Here is a 22,466-nt window from a genome sequence, read left to right as displayed (position 1 = left end):
TTCAACATTTGCAACTTATCATACTACAAATAGAAACCTTTCAAATTTTACTTAGTAGATGCCGCGTGTCCGGGCTGTTGCAGCCACTTTCGCGATAGCAATCATGTAGGCGGCCGTACGAAGTGAGCACTTTTCTTCCTCAGCTTTACCGAAAACTGCATCGTAAGCATCGATCATCTTTTTCTTCAGCTCGTTGTAGACTTTATCTTCATCCCAGTTGAACTGCTGTAGATTTTGGACCCATTCGAAGTAGGAAACTACCACTCCGCCGCTATTGACCAGGATATCCGGAACAACAGGTATACCTTTCCTGATTAACCTCGGTTCGATCACCGGGCAGGTAGGGCCGTTTGCCGCTTCAAAGATAACTTTGGCCCTCACATTCCGGTAATTGCCACCATGTATAGCATTCTGCAGCGCAGAGGGAATTAAAAAATCACATTCCAGACCAAAGATATTTTCTCGATCAACCGTTTCAACTCCCGGACATCCGGCAACAGAACCGGTTTTCTCCTTATGTTCAAAGACTGCATCAATATCGAGCCCATCTCTGTTGACTACCCCGGCCCCGGTGTCAGAAACAGCAATAACCCGGCACCCCATATCCTGCAAGCAAAAAGCCAGGTTGTGGCCAACATTACCGAATCCCTGAATTACCGCGGTCGTTTCATTCATCTTCATGCCGTTATCTTTAGCCCACTTTTCAACAATAAAGGAAGCTCCCAGTCCGGTGGCCTCCTTGCGGATGGCTAATCCACCAAGATCAACCGGTTTACCGGTAACTACCGCCGGTGAATAGCCATGTATTTTACTATACTCATCCATTATCCAGGCCATCACATTTTCATCGGTATTAACATCCGGCGCAGGTATATCCTGATGTGGGCCTATATCAAATCCAATGGCCTGGGTATATTTCCGGGTTATCCTTTCAAGCTCTGCCAAAGATAACTGTTTTGGGTCACAGGTTACCCCACCTTTGGCTCCGCCGTAGGGCAGATCGAGCAGTGCAGTTTTCCAGGTCATCCAGGCAGCAAGCCCACGGATATCTTCCATGGAGACTTCAGAGTGATAGCGGATACCCCCTTTAAAGGGTCCCCGGGCATTATTATGCTGAACCCGGTATCCTTCAAGAACACAGAGATTGCCATCATCCCTGACCACCGGCAGGTGCACCCTTATTTCACGCAGCGGAATTCTAAGCCAGTTGCGCATCTGTTCATCCAATCCCAATCTATTTGCAGCTTTATCAAAATGGACGCGTGATGATTGCTCGCAGTTTAGCAGCCTGTATCCCCGGGTTTTCTTTACCTCGTCAGCCATGAATCTTTCCTCCCTATCCTGAAATGAAAAAAAGCCAGGATCTTATCCCGGCTAAATCTTCACTTACTGCATCAACTGCTGCCCGAACAAAAATGTTCGAAGCTTATCCTGCATCTCAGAGGTAATTTCACGAATTTCAAGGGCAATGTCAATAATGGCTTCATCAGCGGTTTCATAAATTCTGACAACTTCAGCCCGGAAAGAAATTTTCTGCTCACCAGGTAAAGTAATATTCAGATCCATCAAGACACCTTTGCTGATATGCGGACCCGGGCTGACTTCTAGCCGACAACCGGTGAGCGAAAGATTATTCAACTGCCCTTTTGCCGATATTTTTCCCGTTACATATGAACAGGGAAGCTCGACATTAAAACGTGAATAACGCCGCAGGGATGTTTTCCCTATCTCGCGTGGTTTGCTACAAACAAGGAGGGGAACCTGGCCGGCACGGTTCTCAATAACAAAGACATTTGTAACATAGGCTTGTTTCTTCTTATCTTCCTTACGTCGCAGGGTAAGCTCCTGACCTTCTTCAAACTCAACGGGAGTATTGTTGGAAACCGGCGACTTCAGCACCAGATATTCTTTTTCAATATCATCAACACTGGTTTCGTATTTCTTGATCAGGCCTTTTTTTACTACAACCTCGCAGGTAACAATGGCGCCGGGACTAAAAGCCTCTTCAAGCCGAATTTCATCGACCACTGATATCACACTCACCCTCACTGTGAAGTTGCTCATGCATTCTATATAAAAGCTCAATATTCCTGCATTGCTGCGTCCGGGATTATTTGCCTTATGGTGAAACAGCTGTTTTAAACAGCGGGATTCCGCGCTTTTTCAATTCTCTGCTAATCAGCATTAAGGTTACCAGGAAAGCAAGAAGATCACTTACCGGGCGGGAAATCCAGACGCCATCAAGCCCGTAAATTGCGGAAAGAACCAATAAAAAGGGTATAAAGAAAATCACTTCCCGCAGGATGGAAAGTAGAAGTGAAGGTAATCCCCTGCCCGCAGCCTGAAAATAAGTCGTAAACACCACCTGCGCCCCGATAACCGGAAACATGACGACCATCGTTCTTAAAGCCTGCCCACCCAGTTCAATAAGTTCAGTTTCCCGCGTAAAAATGCTCAGGAAAACATGGGGAATTGTAAAATATAATATGCCGAATATTGTTACAAGCACAGTTGCAGCAGCCGAACCCTTGATGATTGCTTCCCGTATCCTCTCCATCTTTCCTGCACCAAAATTGAACCCGATAATCGGCAGCAAGCCCTGTGCTATTCCGATTACCGGCATAAGGGCAAACATAAATAACCGGAAAATCAGACCCAGGGCAGCAATAGGTAAATGTCCGTAAGCAGCAAGTATATTATTGGCAATAACCAGTGAAATGTTTGTGGAAACCTGGAGAATCATAGCTGGAAATCCGATCACATAGATTTTCTTAATCGTATCCCAGTGGGGCCTCAGGCAGGCCAGATCAATTCTAACTTCTTCACTACCCCTGAGAAAGAAGTGCAGCATGATACCCACACCAACAACCTTGGCCAACACTGTTGCCACAGCAGCGCCCCGGACACCCATACCGAAGACAAAGATGAAAATCGGATCAAGGATTATGTTGATAATCGCCGATATGATCATAACCTTCATTGAAAGGGTGGGATGCCCCACACCCCTGACCATGTTATTGAGACCCATGATCAAAAAGAACATAACCGAACCGGTTGTTATCACACTGACATACTCTCCGGTTAAACCGATAATATCGGGAGTTGCCCCGAAGAGAACAAGAATCGGCTCCAGCGAAAATAAACCGAGGAATGCAATAATAAGACCAAACAGAAGAGAAAGACCGATTACCTGACCGACTACCCGACGGGCCAGATCTTGCTGATTAGCCCCCAGCGCTCTTGAAATAAGCGACGCTGCCCCAACCCCGGTGCCTATTGCCACAGCGCCAAGCAGCATCTGAAAGGGAAAGGCAATAGAAAGAGCAGCGATCGCCTCGCTGCCCAGCATACCGACAAATATGGTATCAACTATGTTGTAAGTAGCCATTACAAGCATCCCGGTTATAGCCGGGACGGAAAAGCGGATCAGCAACCTGACTATGCTATCTTCACCCATTAAAGCTGCATTATTGCGCATTTAATATCATATCCTTATCTTTATCAGAGATAACTCAGGCATTAACTTATTTTACGCCTTAAATTAAACAGGGGCAAGAGGAGGAATCCCCGTAGAGTCAATCTAATATATCAATAAAATAATAGAAAGGGGCCCCGGTATGGCAAAAAGATACTGTAATATCCTATTCGATCTTGACGGCACGCTCACCGACTCGGCTCCGGGTGTCGCCCGTTCGGTACAATATGCCTTAAAAAAGTTTAAGATCTCCGCAGAGTTGGGCGATTTGATCCCTTTCATCGGCCCTCCCCTTCAGCACTCTTTTCAAAACCATTACGGCTTCAGTGAAGAAGAGGCTAAAAAAGCAGTCGCTTTTTACCGGGAATATTACAGGGAAAAAGGAATTTATGAAAACAAGGTTTATACTGGTATTGCAGAATTGCTAGCAGAGTTAAAAAATCGGGAAGTTTCATTATATCTGGCCACATCTAAACCGACCTTTTTCGCCGGGCAGGTTTTAGCAAATTTCGATCTCACCAAATTCTTTAAAGGAATAACCGGAAGTAATCTGGATGGCACAAGAGTAGATAAAACTGAAGTGATCACCCATGTGATAACAGAAAATAAGCTGGCGACGGAAAAAACTTTGATGGTCGGAGATCGGGAACATGATATTATCGGTGCCCGAAACTGTAATATCGATTCAGCTGCTGTTGCCTACGGATACGGCACTGAAGAGGAACTTACCGCTGCCAGGCCGACCTATCTCGTTAAGAGTGTCCGGGAATTTAAAAACCTGCTGCTAAACCTGACCTGTTAACAACCACTCGATTTATCGGCATCCCCGGGTAATGAAAAGTAAAAAGTTGCGCCTTCGCCAACCTTGCCTTCTGCCCAAATTTCACCGCCATGCCTGGAAAGTATTCGCGATACTATACTCAGTCCGATCCCAGAACCGGGATATTCCTCCGGAGAGTGCAACCTCTGAAAAGCAGTAAATAATTTATCCACGTACTTCATGTCAAATCCTGCCCCGTTATCCCTGATATAAAAAGTATTTTTACCCTCAGAATCATTAAGACCAAATTTGATATACGGCTTTTTTTTCTGAGAGGAGAATTTGAGAGCATTATCAATAAGGTTATTGACAGCTATCCTCAGTAGTTCTAAATCACCGGTTACCTTCAACCCCGGCTCAATTACAGTTTCAACTTCTTTCAAATCAATTTTCTCCCTAACATTTTCGAGCTCTTGTTTGACCAGTTCACTCAGATCAACAGTTTTATGATTAAGTTCCTGCCTGGAAACCCTGGAAAGCTTAAGCAAATCATCAATAAGCCTACCCATTCTCTGGCTGGCCTGTGATATTTTTTCGAGATACTTCTTACCTTCATCATCCAGCAATAGTCTGTAATCTTCGATAAGAATCTGGCTGAAACCGTCAATGCTGCGCAATGGGGCCCGCAGGTCATGAGACACGGAATAGGCAAAAGCATCAAGTTCTTTCACTACTCTTTCCAGCTCGGCAGTACGCTCAGCAACTTTTTTTTCTAAGGTTAAATTTAATTTTTTTAACTCTTTTTCAGCTTTTTTAAGGTCAGTTATTTCCATCGATGTATCAACAAGGCCAATTAACTCGCCGCTATCGTCAAACACTGGAACCCCGGTCGTTTTCCATACCCGGCCATCGGCAGCGTGAGTTTCTCCAATCTGGATTTTGCCTGTATTGATAGCTTTTTCAACCGGACAGTAAGGGCAGGGTTTAGAATAATCGTGCCAAACTTCGTAGCATTTCCGGCCAAGAAATTCATCCAGCTCCATATTATGTGTCCTGGTTGCCGCCGGATTGGCCCAGATAATCCGAAACTGGGGATCCAGGTAGAGGACCTGTTCTTCCAGGCTATTCAACACTGTTGCCTTCTCTTGTTCACTCTTTTTAAGGGCCATCTCAGCTTTTAATCGCATCAGAAGCATTCCAAGCTGTCCGGCAAATAGCTCGATTGCTTCCGGGTTAGCCAAATCCTCGCCCGGTGGCATGGCAAGAACAACATCTGCCAATATCTCTTCCTTATCGCCGGTCACAGCCAGACTGAAAAAGCTTTCGACACCAAGAGTATTTTTAATAAGTGTTTCAATTTCCTTTGTAACAACCCCACTGCTGACTTCCTCGAGGTCATCATAGCTTGTTAACTTATTCTTTTCTCTACTAGCCGCCCCCCAAAATTGGCCAACTTTCCATTTCATACCCATCAGTGGACTGTCCAAAATTTCTGTAATTTTATCTATACCATCACCTGATCCCGAAACGGCAGCTACGTGAGCTACTTTCCCGTCATCTTCAGGGATAATCAGCAATACATATTTTGCCCCTGAAAGGACAAGCAAACCATCAGAGAGCATCTTATAATCTATCTCACTGGATGATTGTTGTAAGAGCAGTTCATTAATGGCAATCAGTTGTTTAAGAAATCTTTTGCTGTCAGTTATTGCCATATATTGTCTCCTTTTTGAGTAGGAAATTCTACATAAAATCCTGGTATCTGGAGGTCTCTCCCGGGTTTACAACAATAAAGTCCTTCTCCCATGATCCGGAAACCAGTTTTTCGAAGAAGTCGCCCTGCCCCTGCATCCAGATATAATCAACATCCATAAACCTGGCAACTTTTTGGGCATACTCCTTATACTCATCCAGTTCCGGTAATTTTGTATCGATAAAGACCAATCTCTTATAATGCTTATAGGACTGCTCAATAACCCACTTGGCGTTTTCCTCACCGTATTTATCGACGTATTCTTCATATTCCTGGTACGGGTCGGCCTTCTGGTCGATCCAACCCTTGCTCAGGTAGTATGTCCCGGGCGATGCTTCAAACTCCTCCTGATATTTATCCCGTGAACCGAGCAGAATGCTGATGCAGTCATGAACCCGCGGTATAACCAGGGTTTTATTTCGCGCTTTTAAGCCATCAAGGCCACGTGAACATAAACCGTATACAAAAACAAGGACATCTGCCTCTTCTTCCCGATCTATCCTTTTCTGCAGCTCCGCACGAAGTTTGTCCGGGTTTCTGTGCAGAGCATATTCAATATATTCAACCAGAATATCATCCGGCTTTATCCTGGCAATTTCATCCATCATTGTTTTACAACAGAAAAGCTTCATTACCTGTTTCATCGGTTAACACTCCACGTCATTTTGTATTCTATAATTGAGCTTTATAGTGTTCAGCTACTTCCTGCAAAAGCCTGAATGATTTTGTGACAGTTTCTTCGCCATCCATATTAACCAGACAGCAGCGAGCCGGGGCGAACCAGGCCTGCTTCAAAATCTGTTCCCTGGGAATACCCATTGAATTCATACTGGTCCACAGTTCATCGACCATTTTGATCATGGATTCAATATTTTCCTTCTCGTACTCTTCGGTCAGGGTGGGTGTGACCCCCCAGGAAATTATGCCGCCTCTGTCCAGAAAAGTCCTGATATCATCCACATAACGGCTGAATATATGCCCCCGGGCCAGAACATCCAGAGATAAAACATCCAAATCCATCTGCAGAAGGAACGACCAATCGGGATTGCCGCAAAGATGAACCCCCTTCGGACCGGGAAAATTCTCCAGAAAAGCCCGGTAGTCATCTTTAGCCTTTTCACTGGTATAGCCGGTTATGGCCATGAAAATCATCTCCAGACCCGGCTCATCGACCCAGACGAAAGCCCCCGGGTGAATCTCCTGCATCTCATTGAATTGGGCCTGCAGTTTCTTGGCCACAAAATCAAAAACCGTCTGTCTGACTTCTTCATAATAGATCATCGGCTTATTACTTTCATCAAGTATTTTCAGCCCGTAACTGACCGGACCGATACTCTGACCACGGATATGCGTGTACCTGGAAAGGTCCTGCTCCAAAAAGCGGTGAAAAACAACTGAGTATTCAGGAGAAAGCCGAAAATAGTTATCATCTTCCCAGTTAGCCAGGAATTCCTCTATATCTTCATAAAATTTCTCAATGGAAAAACTGACCACTCGTTTTTCCGTTTCGAGCAAAATACCCGGAAAATGTTCGGAAATCTGGGCATACATATCTTCAAAAAAATTGACTTTCGGCAGTTGAGGCCAAAATGGGATATCAAGGCTTAGAGCCAGGTCAAGCGCTTTTTGAACATCGGTATGGGGCATAATCCCCATCGCCGTAGTCTGGCAGTTACCAATAAGTTTCATATACCAATCATCCTTAGAACAGATATTTAGTCAGCTAATCTACTTCTCTTCCTGTAACTTTATAGCCCAGGCTTTCAAGATGACTGATCACCTGGTCGAGGTCTTTGCCTTGCTTTTTACTTCCCTCCGGAATGGTCATCTTCCGGCCCAGAGTTTTTCGAACTGCCGGGAAAGCGATTCCGGCAAAACCGAGTTCTTTCAGGACATCGATCAGTTCAGGGAATTGTTCAGTTAGCTGGTAGACTGTTTTCTTCAGATCAAGTTCCTTCATCCAGCAACCTTCTTTCTCCTTCCAGCGCCCTTACTCCGGTTATATCCTGGGCGACTTCAAGCGTACCGAGATACTTACCATGCTGATCGCGTACAGCATAGAAAACAATATAGATCATCTTGCCTTTCATGTTAATCCAGAATTCGGCAGAATCACGGCTTCCATCTTTAAAGGCATCAAGGATTTTTTCAACCGCTTCAACACTCTGAGGAGGATGACAGTTTTCAACTTTCCGGCCGATTATGGCGCGGGTCCGGACAAATATACGATCTTTGTTTTCCGTGAAGAAACGGACCACATCGTCATGATCAACAAATGTTAAATCAACCGGTAAAGCATTTAGCATATGCACCAGCTGCTTGAGAGTCAGCTGACCCGCAGGCCAGGTAATCTTATTCTCTTTGAATGCAGGTTCTTCGGCAGCCGCTTTTTTCATCGCTTCCACCAGGTGAGAGGTCTCTTCCGGCTGTTCTATAAAGGCATATCCGACCTGATCGCTTTCCTTGAGGATATCAACCCAGTCATCGGTCTGCAGCTTTTCAAGCGAGGTGGGAAAGAGAATATTCTCCTCCTTGAAAATCATCCCATCAACTTCTTCAATCAGCAGGTTCAGATGATCTTCAACAAATTTTTGGGCACTGAGCGTATCTTTGATCTGCTCTATGGCGGAAAAGGCCTGTTTGAAAAGATCTCTTACCTCGTTGTGTTTGCCCCACATTACCTTTGAAGGCCCCATAAACCCGTATCTTTCAAGATAGGGAAACAAAAGCTGTTCCTTTCTTATGTAATGCAGTTCTACATCCTTTAACTTCTCAAGATAGGCTTTGATCTTATCTTTAAAATCTTCCGGGTCTTCTTTTTCAACCTGACCGGCCAGCTCTTTTATCTCGGCAGTAATCTTTTCAATCTCCCTGTTCTCCTGTTTAAAGAGATATACAGGATGTCCGGGACTCTCTTCTTTCCCCATTTCCTCTCTCAGGGATGTTTCGAAAAGAAGGGTATGAACGTTGCAGAATTTCTTTATTTCATCGGGCGACATACCATCGTCGATTAAAGACTGCTCAACCTGGGCAATTTCGAGTGAAGATATACTGCCCACTTCTTTCTCCAGTTTGTTCTTTGCCTCTTCAAAGCTCAACCCTTCATGCAACCCGAGGATAATATCCTTGATCACTTTTTTTTGCTTTTCAAAGCTATCGGCGCTCATCAGGGTAATCTCCTTCTTAAAATATTTTATTGGGATCCGAAAACAATCTGTTACAGTTTAGGCGGTTCGTTAAGCAGCAGCCAATAAAACCCAAGATCCCTCACTGCTACAGTAAATTTGTCAAAATCCACCGGTTTGACTATATAACTGTTTGCTCCCAGGTTGTAACTTTCGATCAGATCCGACTCTTCAGATGAAGAGGTCAACACCACAACAGGTATTTTTTTCAGGATCGGATGCGACTTGACCTCCTGCAATACTTCAAGCCCGTTTATCTTGGGCAGCTTCAGATCAAGAATAATTACTTTCGGCCCATTCTCGATTTGCCTGTCCGAAAATTTTCCCCTGCCAAAAAGGAAATCAAGAGCCTCCTCTCCATCTCCCACTTGGACGACCTTGTTGGCCAGTTTATTCTTCTTTAATGCACGGATAGCAAGTTCTGCATCATTGGGATTATCTTCTACCAAGAGAATCTCAACATCCTGAATATCATACACTACTATCTTCCTCCTTTACCGGCAACGCAAAGTAAAATGCCGCACCACGGTCAATATCTCCTTCAGCCCATACCCTTCCATGATGACGTTCAACAACCCGCTGAACGATAGCCAGGCCTATACCGGTCCCCGAAAATTGCTCACTTTTATGCAAGCGCTGAAAAACTCCAAATATGGTATGCGTATAACGGGAATCGAACCCCACACCATTATCTTTTATATAGTATACATTTTCATAACGATTTGAATAACCCCCTATTTCTATTCTCTTGTCATCACGGGTTCTGGTAAATTTGACAGCATTGCCGATCAGGTTTAACCAGACCTGCCTGATAAGCACGGGGTCACCCCAGGCATGCGGCAGTAATTCGACCAGGAAAGTTAAATCGATCTTATCCTGGGGGGGAACACATTCTTCATAAATTGATAGGACCATCTCCGTCATATCAAAAGTTACAGATTTAATATCAGTTCTGGTTGCCTTAGAAAAAGTTAAAAGATCGGTAATTAACTGATCCATCTGCTCAATATTCTTGCGAATTATACCAACAACTCTCAGACCTTCCTGATCAAGCTTATCTGCATGTTCTTCGATCAAAATTTGAGAAAAACCATCGACAGCCCGAAGCGGCGTTCTCAGGTCGTGTGATACAGAATAGGAAAAGGCCTCCAGCTCCCGGTTTGATGCTTCAACCTGCATGGTCCGCTCCTTGACCAGCTCTTCCATGCGACTCTTTGAAATAAGGGTTTCCCGTAGGTCTGAGGTCATCGTGTTAAAGGTCTTGGTTAATTCACCGATTTCATCTCTACCGGTTACAGGAATTTGATGCTCGAGATTGCCTTTACCAACTTCAGCCGCACCATCTATAAGCTTCAAAATGGGTCGGATCATCCGGTTAGAGAAAACAATTCCAATAACCGCAGCGATCAAGGCCGAAATGAAAGCAATACCAAGAGTCTTATAGCCCAGATCGTAGATTGGCATATAAGCTTCCTGCTGATCAATCTCAGTGATCAAAGCCATGTCAAATTGCTGTATATAGCGGTATGCCCCGATGATAGGCTCTCCACGATAGTCATCATAGTAACCGACCCCGTTATTGCCAGACAGGGCATCTAATACCCCCTCTGTGTAAACCTGCTCTTTCAGGATATAATCGCTGCCGTACAAAGGCTCTGTTATAAAAAAATGTTGATCATTAACAAGGTAAGTATCCTCGCTGGCTTTTAATTCACTTGACTGTTTAATCAGTTTTTCCAGTTCATCGATTCTGAGGTGGGCAGCCAAAACAGCAATAATATTACCGTCCAGGTCAAGCAAAGGAGTTGTTACTGTAATCAGGTTTGTTTCGTGATGGTCCGAGTAGTAGAGGTTATGAAAATAGGTATCTTTCTGTCCTTCGATAAAATAAAGATCATTTAAATGAGATTCTCCTTCACATTCAAGGCTTGAAGAGACTATAACCCTTCCTTCCTCCAACTCCATTATAAAGAGTTCTATGTAATCCAGGTTATTAGAAAGGAGGATCTCAAAGTGAACTTTTCGGATATTCGCACTGCTTGCTTCAATTTCCGATTCATCTGAATTCAAAACAAGAGCCGCAGCATTTACTCTAATAAGGGGCCTTTGGGCAAGGATAACAAGATCCCGCATGTTTTTTTCAACCCAGCTAATAACTGCATTTTCCTTGTATAGATTAACCGAAGATAGATGATTGATTGCTTCTTCTTCGATTGCCTGCCGGCCGTTTAAGAAAGATAATATGCCAACAATAGTAATAGGGATAATGGCAATTAAAACAAAAAATACTGATAACCTGACCGACATTTTCAAGGTAGCCAGCCTCCATCTAAGTAGCACTAAAGCTGTAATTTGATAGCAACATTATATCAAATATAGATCTGATTAAATTTTTAAATATTATTTGGAAGAATTTATTCTGCAGATCTGGAAATGAATTCAAGAAATATGGGGACAAGGGTGGGATCAAATTGCGTGCCGGAATTTCTCTTAACTTCTTCAACAGCTTCAGCTTTAGTTTTTTCCTCATTGTAGGGTCGTTTATTGGTCATTGCATCGTAAGCGTCGACAATAGATAGTATGCGGCATTCAACGGGTATTTCTTCACCCTTCAGCCCCAGTGGATAACCCTGACCATCCCATCGTTCATGATGTTTCAGAATTAATTCTGCCACACTTGCAAGATCCGGTGATGATGAAGCGATGCGAAATCCCTTTTCGGGGTGACCGCGCATAACTTCCCATTCTTCTTCGTTTAACGGACCTGGTTTGAAAAGAATCGTATCGGGTATTCCTACCTTGCCCAGGTCGTGCACCTGGGCCAACAGAGCCAGGTCGGCAAGCTGGTGAGATGAGAGGTTAAGCTTTTCGCCGACAGCCCGGCACAGTTCTTCCAACCGGCGAGCATGGCCTTCGGCAATATAGTCTCGTTCGGCCAGGGCTGCCAGAAGGCTCTGGACAATTTTACTGCGACTGCTTGTGCTGCTGTAAAGTTTATCACGATACATCATATCATCAGCCCGCTTAAAGAGATCTTTCAAGGAAATTTCGTTACTTTCGGTAGTCGCTACACCAAGTGAGATACCAATGGGTAAGTCCTGATGGGTGAGATTATACTGGTTGGCATTTTCCCTGATCCTGCGGACAACTTTTTCCCCGGTAGCCTTATCGGTATGTAATAATATGGAAGAAAATTCGTCGCCGCCAACCCTGACCAGGATATCGGATTCACGTAAAGAATCCTTCAGAACCTCGGCACAACCGATTAAGAGCCGGTCTCCCGCGTTATGGCCCATAGTATCATTAACCAGTTTCAATCCATCCAAATCGGCAGAAATAATTGTAATTGGATATTCACGGCTGTTGTCCAGGCGTTTTAACTCTGCCTCAAAGTAGGCCCGGTTGTGAATTCCGGTGAGCTGATCGTGTAAGCTAAGATATTCCAAACGCTGCTCACGCTCGATTCTCTCCGTCACATCTTTTCCGATACCCTTGAAACCGGTAACATAACCCTCTTTATCCTTGTTTAATGATATTGAAATTTCCCCGTACCTGACAGAGCCGTCCTTGCGCAGCATCTCCAGAATCAATCCTCGTTCCGGTTGACCGGACAGGAAGACATTATGGAATGTCCTGAAAGCAGCTTCAGGATCTTTATATAACTTTTTGTAGCTTGTCCCGATGATCTCATCCAGGCTGTATCCCCCGAACAGGCGGCAGGCTGCATCATTGCAGTAGGTTATATTCCCGGAAAGATCGGCTTCATAATAGCCTTCTTCAATTGTAGCCAGAATCTCACGGTAGCGATCTTCCGATTCTTTCAAAGCTTCTTCCGTTTCATTTTTTATAATAGCCCCTCCGATAATTTCAGCAACTACCTTGATCAGGGAAATCTGCTGTTCAGACCAGTTTTGCTTTTCCTTAACTGCATCTATGCCAAAAAATCCAATAACCTTTCCTTCCCTGATCATCGGTAACGTCAGCAGAGATTTGATCTCTTCAATCTGAAAATCCTGCTTATCCAACTCGGCTTCGGGAGGCAAAGCTTCAACATCCGGAATGTAAACATATTCGCTTTCCAGCATTTTATTGACCCACCAGGGAGTCTTCTCAACAGGGAAACATTGATTTCGCTCCAGGGTTGAAGCTATTCCGGCTGCATACCATTCATGGTTTACATCCATAAACAGGCCGTCATCACTGAAGCGGAAAATATAGCTGCGGTCGGCTTTGAAAAATTTGCCGCTCATTTCAAGCGCAAAGTTAATGGTTTCATTAATTTTTTCACTCGTATTGTTAACAAAAGCAGAGGATATATCGGCAACCATGCTTTCAAACTGATAGAGATACTGCAGTTCCTCTTCAGTTTCCCTGCGATCGGTTACGTTACGAATAATCGATGTAACCTCATCCGGCCCGGTGGCAATCATCCTTGCTTCGAGAAAACTCTTCTTGTCATCAATTGGATAGCTATATTCAACAAGTTGAAGTTTACCTGTTTCAAGCGCTCTCTTGATTCCTCCCATAACTGCTGAAGCGACCTCCGGGTCCAACAGTTCAGTGACCACACTGCCGATCAGCTGACCTGCTTCGTAATACTTTTGCCCCCGATGAGTTAACTGACGCGCCCCTTTTATTTCAGCATCCAGGATAACTCCGTTGCGGCTATATCGGACCAGCATATCCGGAATGGCATCAACCAAGCCGCGGTTGCGGGCTTCGCTCTCTTCCAGTTTCCGTTCATACTCTATACGCCGGGTGATATCTTCCCCGACTGTAAAATATTCCTTCAGCTGTCCTTCCGAATCAAATACAGCCCTGTTCTTCCAGCTGTACCAACGCGATTTAATGCAATGATCGTAGGTAATCACGGAGTTTTCCGGAGTTAAAGATTGCAGACCTTTCCAAACCTGATCGCGGTATTCATCAGGTACAAATTGAAAAAAATCACTGCCGACAATCTCGTCGCGCGAACTACCGATAACTTCACAACTGGCATCATTTACATAGGTGATTTTACCGTCCGGTGAAATCCTGGTGATCAGGGCTGGGATATCTTCAGCCAGAGCCCTGTACCATTCACGACTCTGTTCCAAAACTTTTTCAGCTTTTTTCCGTTCAGTAATATCGCGCATAACAGCGAGCAAAATAATTTCTTTACGAATAGTCAATGAGGCAAGTTTGATTTCCGTATCAAGAAGAGAACCGTCTTTACGCTGGTGCTGCCAGTAAAAAGACTGTTTTTCTCCCTTCAGGGCGGCCCTGATATAACATTGGGCTGCGTCAGCAGACTTCCGTCCATCGGGCTGGAAGGGAGGGGAAAAATCTCCGGGGGAACGACCGATGATTTCATCGCGACTGTAACCCCACATGCGGCATACTTCATCATTGCAGTCGATAAATATGTCGCTTAAGAGGAAAATGCCGTCGGTGGAATTCTGAAAAAGCGCCTTATATTTCTCTTCATTTTCCTTTCGGTCAGTGATATTATGAACAATCTCAACGATCCCGCTAATTTCTGCGGATTTATCACGAATGGGATAAGAAAATAGCTCAAGCCACCCGGTTTGTTTTCCATTTTGGACAAGAGCAACCTCTTCGACTGCAGGTTTTCCGGTTTTAAGGGCTTTTAAGGTAGGGCATATTTTACAGGGGGAATCCGTCATGTGATAAGCTTCATAACATTTTTTACCAACCAGGGGAGCAGCATGGCTGTACCAATCGTTCATTACTTTATTGACCTTTAGAATAGTCAGATCTGTTGATAATATACTTATTCCATCCTGGACGGCATCAACAGCAACCTGAAGTATATTATCGGAATCGTGAAAGTTTTGATCTTTCTTAACAGCCATAATCTAACCCCCGGGGAGCATCAAACTTACTGAATCATTGGTAATAATATAACAGTATGGGCAAAAATGTCACATTATTCAGGTTTACTGCTGGAATAAAAAGTTGTCAACAACCCCGTCCCCCTGACAGGAAAAGGGGTTTAAATCTTATCTTTGAGGATATTTGTGCCTTTAAGGTCAGCATGTATATCTGTATCTGAGTCGTCGATATATTTAAAAAGGTACCCGCCTGATTCGAACTCATCCCCGGGATGAATATCTTTCCGGGAAAAAACTTTACCATCTACAACCATAATACCCGGTGGTGTGCAGGCAATTTCAGTCCGGACAGGTAATCTACGGCTGAAAAGCGCTTTCCATCCCCGCCAGAACCGGGGCAGGTGATCATTCCAGCTGTTATTTATTACCAGATCGTGGCTGTACTCCCGACTGTCAAAGCTATAATCAGCCAGATTATTTTCAGGGTCAAAGGAGATAACTATTTCATTTTTCAACCCCAGATCCAAATCCAACCGATACTCTTGATGTTTTTTCTTCGTCGGTCCCGGCTTCTTTTCAGATGCTGAGTATTGCAGGCATCCTTTAACTTTAATCTTCGGCAGCAGGTAGAAGCGGTAGAGCAAGCTGCCGCCGCCGAAAACAACTCCGACAATCAGTACCAGCCCGGCCAGGATAAATCCTACTCCAAGACCCAGACCCGTATAGCGTTCGCGAAAGGCTTCTCCCCGGGTGAGGATTTGTGCTCCCACATCGAGGGCATCGGGTGAAATGGGGGTCATTCCATCTTCAACGGTAAAATTCAACGTGGCATAAAGTTGCCCATAGTCGGCTGTTTCAGCGATTTCTGTTTCCAGGTTGAACAGGACTTCTTCTCCGGGCGGAACGATCACCCGGTCCTGCAGCAGCTTAATATCTTCGCTATCGCTTGAAATACGGACGGTCTGGGTAAAAGGAGACCTGCTGATCAGTTCGAGAGGGATAACCAGGATCTCCCCCGGTTCAGACCAGAGCTCCTCGGGAAGGGCATGCACCACAAGTTCTCCAGGCTCTACCACGGTAAAACCGAAGCTTTTTTTAAGAATGAAATTGGCATCACGGTAAGTACCGGTCGCTGTCAGCAAGGCTTCGGCCGTCCCCTCCCGGTCAAAAACAATCCGGTTGGACCAGATGCCGTCACCGGCCCGGCTGTTGCCATGCTCACGGTTTCCACTGTCAAAAAGTTCTACCTCAACTCTGGCTCCGTCGCGGTATTCAAGGTCGAGGGTCATCCTTTCAACCTGCAGGTGAGGACCCTGCTGCATCCTCTCTCCACGGCTGGCCAGCGATACGCTGATCACCATCTCTTCGCCCAGGCGCAGGCCTTCACGGTCGACCCAGAAATCGGTGGTCAGGGCCGGCAGAGCCCTAAGCTGAATGGGCGCTGAGTTCTTAGATATTTCTTCGCCATCCTTTAAAAGGGTCCATTCAAGCCGGTATTCACCCGGCTGTTCAGTATCCTCAAATGTACCCCTGAAGCTGTTACCTTCCCTGGTCATGGCGACCGCTGCCGGCGAAGTTTCCCCGGGAGCCGTAACCTGCATCTCTACCCTGAAATCGGCGTCGACATAACGTTCCCTGGTTATTACCTCCATCCTGATTTCAAGTGGTTCAGCGAGCGGATAGTGGGCATCGGGATCGGGCTCCATGAGCAGCGCTTCCAGGTAAAGATCGGCATTGCCGAGCAGCATCACCTCTCCGCTGCCCTCTATTTCGACTTCCCAGGTTCCGTAATGCTCTTCCAGGGGGCGGGAAAGAATCAAAGTGCGGTAGCTGCTCCGGCCACCCAGCAGAAGTTCTTCTATTCCCGCAGCTGAACCTGCCGGAGGTCTGACTGTTACAGCGGACTCGAGAGCCTCTTCAGCCGGAGAGCTGACGATTACAATGTTTACCTGGCGGATAAATTCCTGCACCTCAAAGGTAAATGTTTCTGTTATACCAGCCCCGAAATCAATGGATTCTTCCAGGAAACTGCGCCTGTCCTTTAACACTTCCAGAGCCCGGTAAAAGGTAACCAGCAGTTCGGCTGGATCGGAGAGGATGTAATACTGGCCGCGGGTTTCAGCGGCTATCTGCCTGATCACTTCGGGATCGATTTCAGCGCTGAATCCCACCGTGTAAACAAGAATACCATCGCGGGAGATCAGCTCCACCTCTTCCCAGAGTGATTCCATGTAACCCGCCATAAAATCCTGATCATCCCGGCTGCCCGGGTAAGGGTCAGGCTCGCCATCGGTAAGAAGCAGTATTACGGGAGTTTTCCGGCCGATATCCGTATCGGCAAACTGGCTGTGGGCAAGTTGAAGGCCGGCAACAAAGTCGGTATCACCACGGGGATCCAGTTCGGTTGAGAGCTTCTGAATTAGCGCTTCTTTAGCAGCCGGGCTTCCTGCCGGCGCTAGGGGGATAACCACTTCAGCCCTGTCATCAAAGGTTACCACCCCCAGGAAATCGTCGGCCCCAAGAAGATCAATAAAAACACCCGCTGCCGTTTCACGCAGGCGCAGCGGGTCGGTATATGACATACTGCCCGAAATATCAATCACCAAGATCACGGCAAGGTTGTCGAAGGGGCTGGGCTCAACAGAACCTGAAGGCAGCATTTCTGTAACCTGTACAGGTGTCTCTTCTTCCTGGGCTCTCAGGGTAGTGGAGCCCGGTAAAAATAGGCTTACTACCAGCGCCAGGCAGAGAAGCAGGCCAACCAGGCTTTTCTGTTTCTGCCTAACCACAAACCAACCTCCTTGCCGGTTATGTTTAATTTTTTTCTCCATTGATTGATCATAATTATTATACCATGTGACCGACTCAGAGCATGGTCGCGAACATCTGGAATATTCTAATAACCGCCGGGCCGAGAATAACAACAAAAAGTGATGGGAAAATAAAGAAAATCAGCGGAAAAATAAGCTTTACAGGTGCTTTCATTGCTCTTTCTTCAGCTTGCTGACGGCGGCGCTGGCGCATATAATCGGACTGAACCCTCAGGGTGCCAGCAATATTACTCCCTAACTGTTCAGACTGGATTACTGAACTGATGAAGCTACTCAATTCATTTACCCCGGTTCGGCGGGCAATCCCCCGCAGAGCCGACTCCCTTGTTCCACCCATTCTTATCTCATCAAGTGCTCGCTTGATCTCCACGCTAAGCGGCCCCGGCATCTTTTGGATTACTTTTTTTAAGGCCATATCAAAACCGAGACCTGCTTCCACGCTTACAAGCAGGAGGTCCAGCATATCCGGTAGAGCACGGCGGATCTTTTTCTGCCGTGTTTCTCCCATGCTGTTGATTATTCCTGAGGGGAGGAATATACCGATAAAGGTCAGCAAAGCTACAAATATGATTGCCCTAATACCACCAACCAGGAATAATCTTAATATCAAAATTGATAAAACAAAGAAGGCTGCACCAAGCAAAAACTGTATCGCAAATAAACCTTGGAAGCTGATATTCCATGGAGTCCCGGCGTACAAAATTCTTTTTTCCATCCGCAAGCGGAATTCACCTGGCGCCAGCTTGCCAAGTCTATGGCCCAGCCCGCTTAAAATTGGAATGATAACCCGTTCCACAAAAGGCAAACGCAGCATATCTTCAGCATCTACTTCATCATGCATGCTGCGGATGACAGTTAGCCGACCTTTAACCTGGTTTTTGCGGTAGGTCAGAATAAAACCTGTAGATATAACCAGGAATGTTATAGCAATAAATGTTAGCACTGTCAAAATAACGGTCATAACATCACCTTCTTCTTAAACGTCGATGGCCACAATTTTGCGAATAATAAAAATCCCAACAACTTGCATGCAAATCGCACCAGCAATGAGTATAATACCAATAGGTTCTTGCACTAAGGTAAGAATATAGTCTGGATTTAATAATACAATTACCCCAGCAATAAAGATGGGTAGCAAAGACAATATTATAGCTGAAATCCTACCCTCGGCAGTCAGCGTTCTGATCTCACCCTTGATTCGCACCCTCTCTCTTATGGTATGTGATATACTGTCAAGGACTTCGGCCAGATTCCCACCAACCTGTCTCTGGATCAACAGAGCAGTAACCAGCAGTTCGAGATCATCATTTTCCACCCGATCCAAAAGATCGGTTAATGCTTCATCCATCGGTTTGCCAACCCTGTTTTCCCTTAAAACTCGTGAAAACTCTACCGCTAGCGGCGGTTCCATTTCACGCACCACAATTGACACAGCCTGGGGGAAGCTGAAACCGGCCCGCAAACCGCTGGAAATAATATTCAGCGCTTCGGGGAGCTGTTCTGTCATCTGTAATGAACGTTTTCTCTTCTTTGAATTGATTATCATCCCGGGGATATAGAGCCCGATTAAACCACCCAATAACCCCAATAGCACAGAGTCGCTAAGTAAGAAAACAACGAGATAAAAGGCCACCCCTACCAATAGGGTCAACCCGACAAATTCCTCAGCTCTCATGAAAACCTGGGCTTTGATCAGGTTGGATTGGATATTCTCAAACCGGTTTTTACGGGGGATAACCCTGCCGATCTGGCCTAAAACCCATAGAAAGTCAGATTTGAAGTCGGCCTTTTCCACATTCTGCCCGGCTGTCCCATCTTCAACTGCAGTTGCTTTGTCCAGCCTTGAAAGGATAACTGTCCTTGAACTGAAAAAGGTCATATAGAGCCCAACAACAAAAAGAATAACAGATAGAGAGGCACCAACAACCAGATATATAGTCTCCATCAACTGCCCCCCCAGCGTACTTTTTCAGTTTCTTCACCTTCAAATATCTTCATCGGCAGCGATTCACCGGAAAGCTGGATCTTCTCAATAAATTTTGGAATGATCCCCGTAGGTAAGTGTTTGCCGGTTACAAATCCCTTTTCATTTAACCCGGAATGTTTAAAGATAAACAGATCCTGCATGGTAATCATATCACCTTCCATGCCGACCACTTCACTGATCTTAAATAGCTTTCTCGTTCCGTCTGAATAGCGCTGGATATGAATTATCAGGTCGATCGCCGCCGCAACCTGTTCCCGGATTGCCCTGATCGGCAGATCCATCCCCGCCATTAAAACCATTGTTTCCAAACGGGCCAAAGCATCACGGGCTGTATTAGCATGGACTGTCGAAATAGAGCCGTCATGACCGGTATTCATCGCCTGCAGCATATCTAGGGCTTCCCCACCCCTGGCTTCACCGACAACAATCCTGTCGGGTCTCATCCGAAGAGAGTTGATCACCAGGTCACGAATGGTTACCTGCCCCTTTCCTTCAATATTAGGCGGCCGACTCTCCAGTGATACAACATGATCCTGTTTCAACTGCAGTTCCGCCGCATCCTCGATGGTCACGATCCGGTCTGTATTGGGAATAAAACTGGAAAGGACATTCAAGGTAGTGGTTTTTCCGGTACCACTACCGCCGGAGATAATAATATTTAACCTGGCCCGCACACAGGCCTTCAAAAACTGGGCGATATCCTTGGTCATCGTCCCAAAGCTGATCAGATCCTCGGAAGTATAGGGGTCTGTGGCAAACTTACGGATAGTAATGGTGGGTCCCTTGATCGCCAGCGGAGGGATGATCGCATTTACCCTTGACCCGTCCGGCAGACGGGCATCAACCATGGGTGAACTTTCATCTATTCTTCTGCCCAGGGGGGTAATTATCTTATCAATGGTATGCATCACGTGTGCATTATCCCTGAAATTAATATCCGCGTGATAGAGTTTACCTTCACGTTCAACATATACCTGGTTCGGCCCGTTGACCATGATTTCTGTTACGGTCGGGTCATTGATCAAAGAGTTTATTGGACCAAAGCCGAATATTTCATCGGTTACCTGCTTGATTACCTTCTGCCTATCTACCTGGGACAGGTGATGGGACTGCTCACGCAGAACATCCTCCATAATATCAATAATCTGTCCCTGGATCTGTTTTCTCCGCTTCAGGTCGCTTGCATCCAGGTTGGCATAATCTTTTATGGTATCGATTATCCTCCGCAGGGTTTCCCAGGATATATCGCTGAGCAGCCGGCTTCGTTCCGGGGCAACCGGACTCGGCCTGCGGCTGTCTTCACTTTTAGCCTCTATTTTCCCCGGGTAAGGCTGTTTCGACATCATCAACTTTTCGCCTCCTGGTAAACTTCTTCACTTTCAGCTTTTCGGGCCGCTTTTTCTTTCCATGATTTTTCAGAACCACTGATCTGAACTGCCAGATCGTAAAACCCTCTGCTGATCTTTGAGCGGGGATAAAGGGTTACCACCGGTATACCCTGGTTCATTGATGAACAAACCAGTCGGTGATCAGCCTGAAGGGCTCCGAAGACTTTACTGTTCAGGGTAACCTCCACATCTTTCAGCTTTATATCATCACGGGAGTCAACTTTATTAAGTAACAGCTTGATTTTAGCAGGGGGATATTTTAGCAGGGCAAAGGTATTCAAACAGGATTTAATGTTGCGCAGGGCAACCACTTCGGGAGTGGTGATAAGCAAAAGCAGATCAGCCTCCTGCAGGGCCGGATCGACCGGAGAATAGAACCTGGCAGGCATATCTACCACAACATAGTCAAAAGCATTCTGCAGCAACCTCAAAATAAAACTGACATGCTCGGCAGTTACAAATTCGGTCATCTGGGGCTGAGCATTGGCCGCCAGCAATTTTACACCGGAACTGTGTGGAATCAGGTAGCTTTCCAGAAGATCCTGATCGAGATGGGCAATTTCGTTAACCACATCGGAAATGGTAAACTTGGGGATGATATTCAGGGCCAGCGCAGCATTACCGAAGTCGAGGTCCAGGTCAACCAGGGCTACCCTGTTGCCGTTATACTCAGCCAGGGAAACTGCCAGGTTGGTAGCAACAAAGGTCTTTCCGATCCCACCTTTGGTGCCGAAAACCGTGATCATCTTTCCCTGGTTTGCCTTTTTGCGCATCATCGGTTTGCCCTGGTGCATTGCCTGCTTCTTTCGTTCCAGCTGGTAGCTGCGGTAAAGCGAATCAACCAGCTTCGAGGGAGTAAAGGGGTATAACAATACATCCTTGGCTCCGCTGAAAAGAGCCTGGCGCATTGTCTCTTCCTTAAGTTCATACTCCATTATAACCACGGCGACACCGGGAAACTGCTCTGCTATCTTTTCAGTAAGGCTGTAACCATTCCCCGATATTTGAGCGTTCACCAGGACTACATCAACATGGCTTTCATCCAAAACCTGCAGGACATCCTCTGCGGTGTTTGCACCATCGGTAGCGCTGATGTATTCAACATTGGCCAGGGCTTCATTGATACTATCCCTCTCTTCACCCTGCACTCCGGCAACCAGTACTTTGATCTTTTCCAATTTGATCACCTCATTCTGAAATCTTCGAAATTGCTGATGCCGTAATCTGCAAGAGGAAGGATAACTTCGTCTGCT

The 22,466-nt window shown here is 45.8% G+C and carries 17 protein-coding genes; 1 reads left to right on the top strand and 16 read right to left on the bottom strand.

Going from position 1 to position 22,466, the window contains the following annotated elements:
* Positions 1-51: 51 nt before the first annotated feature.
* The 3 genes from SCJ97_10455 to SCJ97_10445 form a co-directional block, all read right to left on the bottom strand.
* The gene (locus SCJ97_10455; protein MDW7740456.1) at positions 52-1,323 is read right to left on the bottom strand and encodes a Glu/Leu/Phe/Val dehydrogenase dimerization domain-containing protein; all 1,272 of its coding nucleotides are present in this window, start codon (positions 1,321-1,323) and stop codon (positions 52-54) included.
* Between the two features lie 63 nt (positions 1,324-1,386).
* On the bottom strand, positions 1,387-2,028 hold the full coding sequence (locus tag SCJ97_10450) for a PilZ domain-containing protein (GenBank protein MDW7740455.1): 642 nt from the start codon (positions 2,026-2,028) through the stop codon (positions 1,387-1,389).
* Between the two features lie 91 nt (positions 2,029-2,119).
* Positions 2,120-3,478, bottom strand: a complete 1,359-nt coding sequence (locus SCJ97_10445; GenBank protein ID MDW7740454.1) for an MATE family efflux transporter — start codon at positions 3,476-3,478, stop codon at positions 2,120-2,122.
* A 139-nt stretch (positions 3,479-3,617) separates the two neighbouring features.
* Here SCJ97_10445 and SCJ97_10440 point away from each other — a divergent pair, with 139 nt between their 5' ends.
* On the top strand, positions 3,618-4,277 hold the full coding sequence (locus SCJ97_10440; protein MDW7740453.1) for an HAD family hydrolase: 660 nt from the start codon (positions 3,618-3,620) through the stop codon (positions 4,275-4,277).
* Here SCJ97_10440 and SCJ97_10435 read toward each other — a convergent pair.
* The 13 genes from SCJ97_10435 to SCJ97_10375 all read right to left on the bottom strand — a co-directional run bounded on the left by SCJ97_10435 (position 4,274) and on the right by SCJ97_10375 (position 22,391).
* The gene (locus SCJ97_10435) at positions 4,274-5,950 is read right to left on the bottom strand and encodes an ATP-binding protein (protein MDW7740452.1); all 1,677 of its coding nucleotides are present in this window, start codon (positions 5,948-5,950) and stop codon (positions 4,274-4,276) included. The genes SCJ97_10440 and SCJ97_10435 overlap by 4 nt on opposite strands.
* Positions 5,951-5,978: 28 nt before the next feature.
* Positions 5,979-6,632, bottom strand: coding sequence for a DUF1638 domain-containing protein (locus tag SCJ97_10430; protein ID MDW7740451.1), 654 nt, complete (start codon positions 6,630-6,632; stop codon positions 5,979-5,981).
* Positions 6,633-6,660: 28 nt separating this feature from the next.
* Positions 6,661-7,677 (bottom strand): hypothetical protein, encoded by a 1,017-nt coding sequence (locus tag SCJ97_10425; GenBank protein MDW7740450.1) that lies wholly within the window; start codon positions 7,675-7,677, stop codon positions 6,661-6,663.
* A gap of 34 nt (positions 7,678-7,711) precedes the next feature.
* Positions 7,712-7,948: a DUF1858 domain-containing protein gene (locus SCJ97_10420; GenBank protein ID MDW7740449.1), complete on the bottom strand. Its 237-nt coding sequence runs from the start codon at positions 7,946-7,948 to the stop codon at positions 7,712-7,714.
* Positions 7,935-9,155, bottom strand: a complete 1,221-nt coding sequence (locus tag SCJ97_10415; protein ID MDW7740448.1) for a DUF438 domain-containing protein — start codon at positions 9,153-9,155, stop codon at positions 7,935-7,937. Before SCJ97_10415 ends, SCJ97_10420 begins: the two co-directional genes overlap by 14 nt.
* 50 nt (positions 9,156-9,205) lie before the next feature.
* Positions 9,206-9,652, bottom strand: a complete 447-nt coding sequence (locus SCJ97_10410) for a response regulator (GenBank protein MDW7740447.1) — start codon at positions 9,650-9,652, stop codon at positions 9,206-9,208.
* Positions 9,645-11,480 carry an ATP-binding protein gene (locus SCJ97_10405; GenBank protein ID MDW7740446.1) on the bottom strand — a complete coding sequence of 612 codons (1,836 nt, stop codon included), beginning with the start codon at positions 11,478-11,480 and terminating at the stop codon, positions 9,645-9,647. The genes SCJ97_10410 and SCJ97_10405 overlap by 8 nt, the downstream gene beginning before the upstream one ends.
* A gap of 107 nt (positions 11,481-11,587) precedes the next feature.
* Positions 11,588-15,028: a PAS domain S-box protein gene (locus SCJ97_10400; protein MDW7740445.1), complete on the bottom strand. Its 3,441-nt coding sequence runs from the start codon at positions 15,026-15,028 to the stop codon at positions 11,588-11,590.
* A 140-nt stretch (positions 15,029-15,168) separates the two neighbouring features.
* The gene (locus tag SCJ97_10395) at positions 15,169-17,796 is read right to left on the bottom strand and encodes a vWA domain-containing protein (protein MDW7740444.1); all 2,628 of its coding nucleotides are present in this window, start codon (positions 17,794-17,796) and stop codon (positions 15,169-15,171) included.
* Between the two features lie 76 nt (positions 17,797-17,872).
* A complete protein-coding gene (locus tag SCJ97_10390) occupies positions 17,873-18,799 on the bottom strand; it encodes a type II secretion system F family protein (GenBank protein MDW7740443.1) in 927 nt (308 codons plus the stop codon).
* A 15-nt stretch (positions 18,800-18,814) separates the two neighbouring features.
* Positions 18,815-19,783, bottom strand: a complete 969-nt coding sequence (locus SCJ97_10385) for a type II secretion system F family protein (protein MDW7740442.1) — start codon at positions 19,781-19,783, stop codon at positions 18,815-18,817.
* Positions 19,783-21,168, bottom strand: coding sequence for a CpaF family protein (locus tag SCJ97_10380; protein MDW7740441.1), 1,386 nt, complete (start codon positions 21,166-21,168; stop codon positions 19,783-19,785). Before SCJ97_10380 ends, SCJ97_10385 begins: the two co-directional genes overlap by 1 nt.
* Positions 21,169-21,170: 2 nt before the next feature.
* Positions 21,171-22,391: an AAA family ATPase gene (locus tag SCJ97_10375; protein MDW7740440.1), complete on the bottom strand. Its 1,221-nt coding sequence runs from the start codon at positions 22,389-22,391 to the stop codon at positions 21,171-21,173.
* Between the last annotated feature and the right edge of the window lie 75 nt (positions 22,392-22,466).

It is taken from the genome of Bacillota bacterium (assembly GCA_033549065.1).
GTDB lineage: Bacteria > Bacillota > Dethiobacteria > DTU022 > DTU022 > JAWSUE01.
The sequence above is the reverse complement of the archived record's forward strand: the minus strand, read 5'-3'. Positions and strand labels throughout refer to the sequence as shown.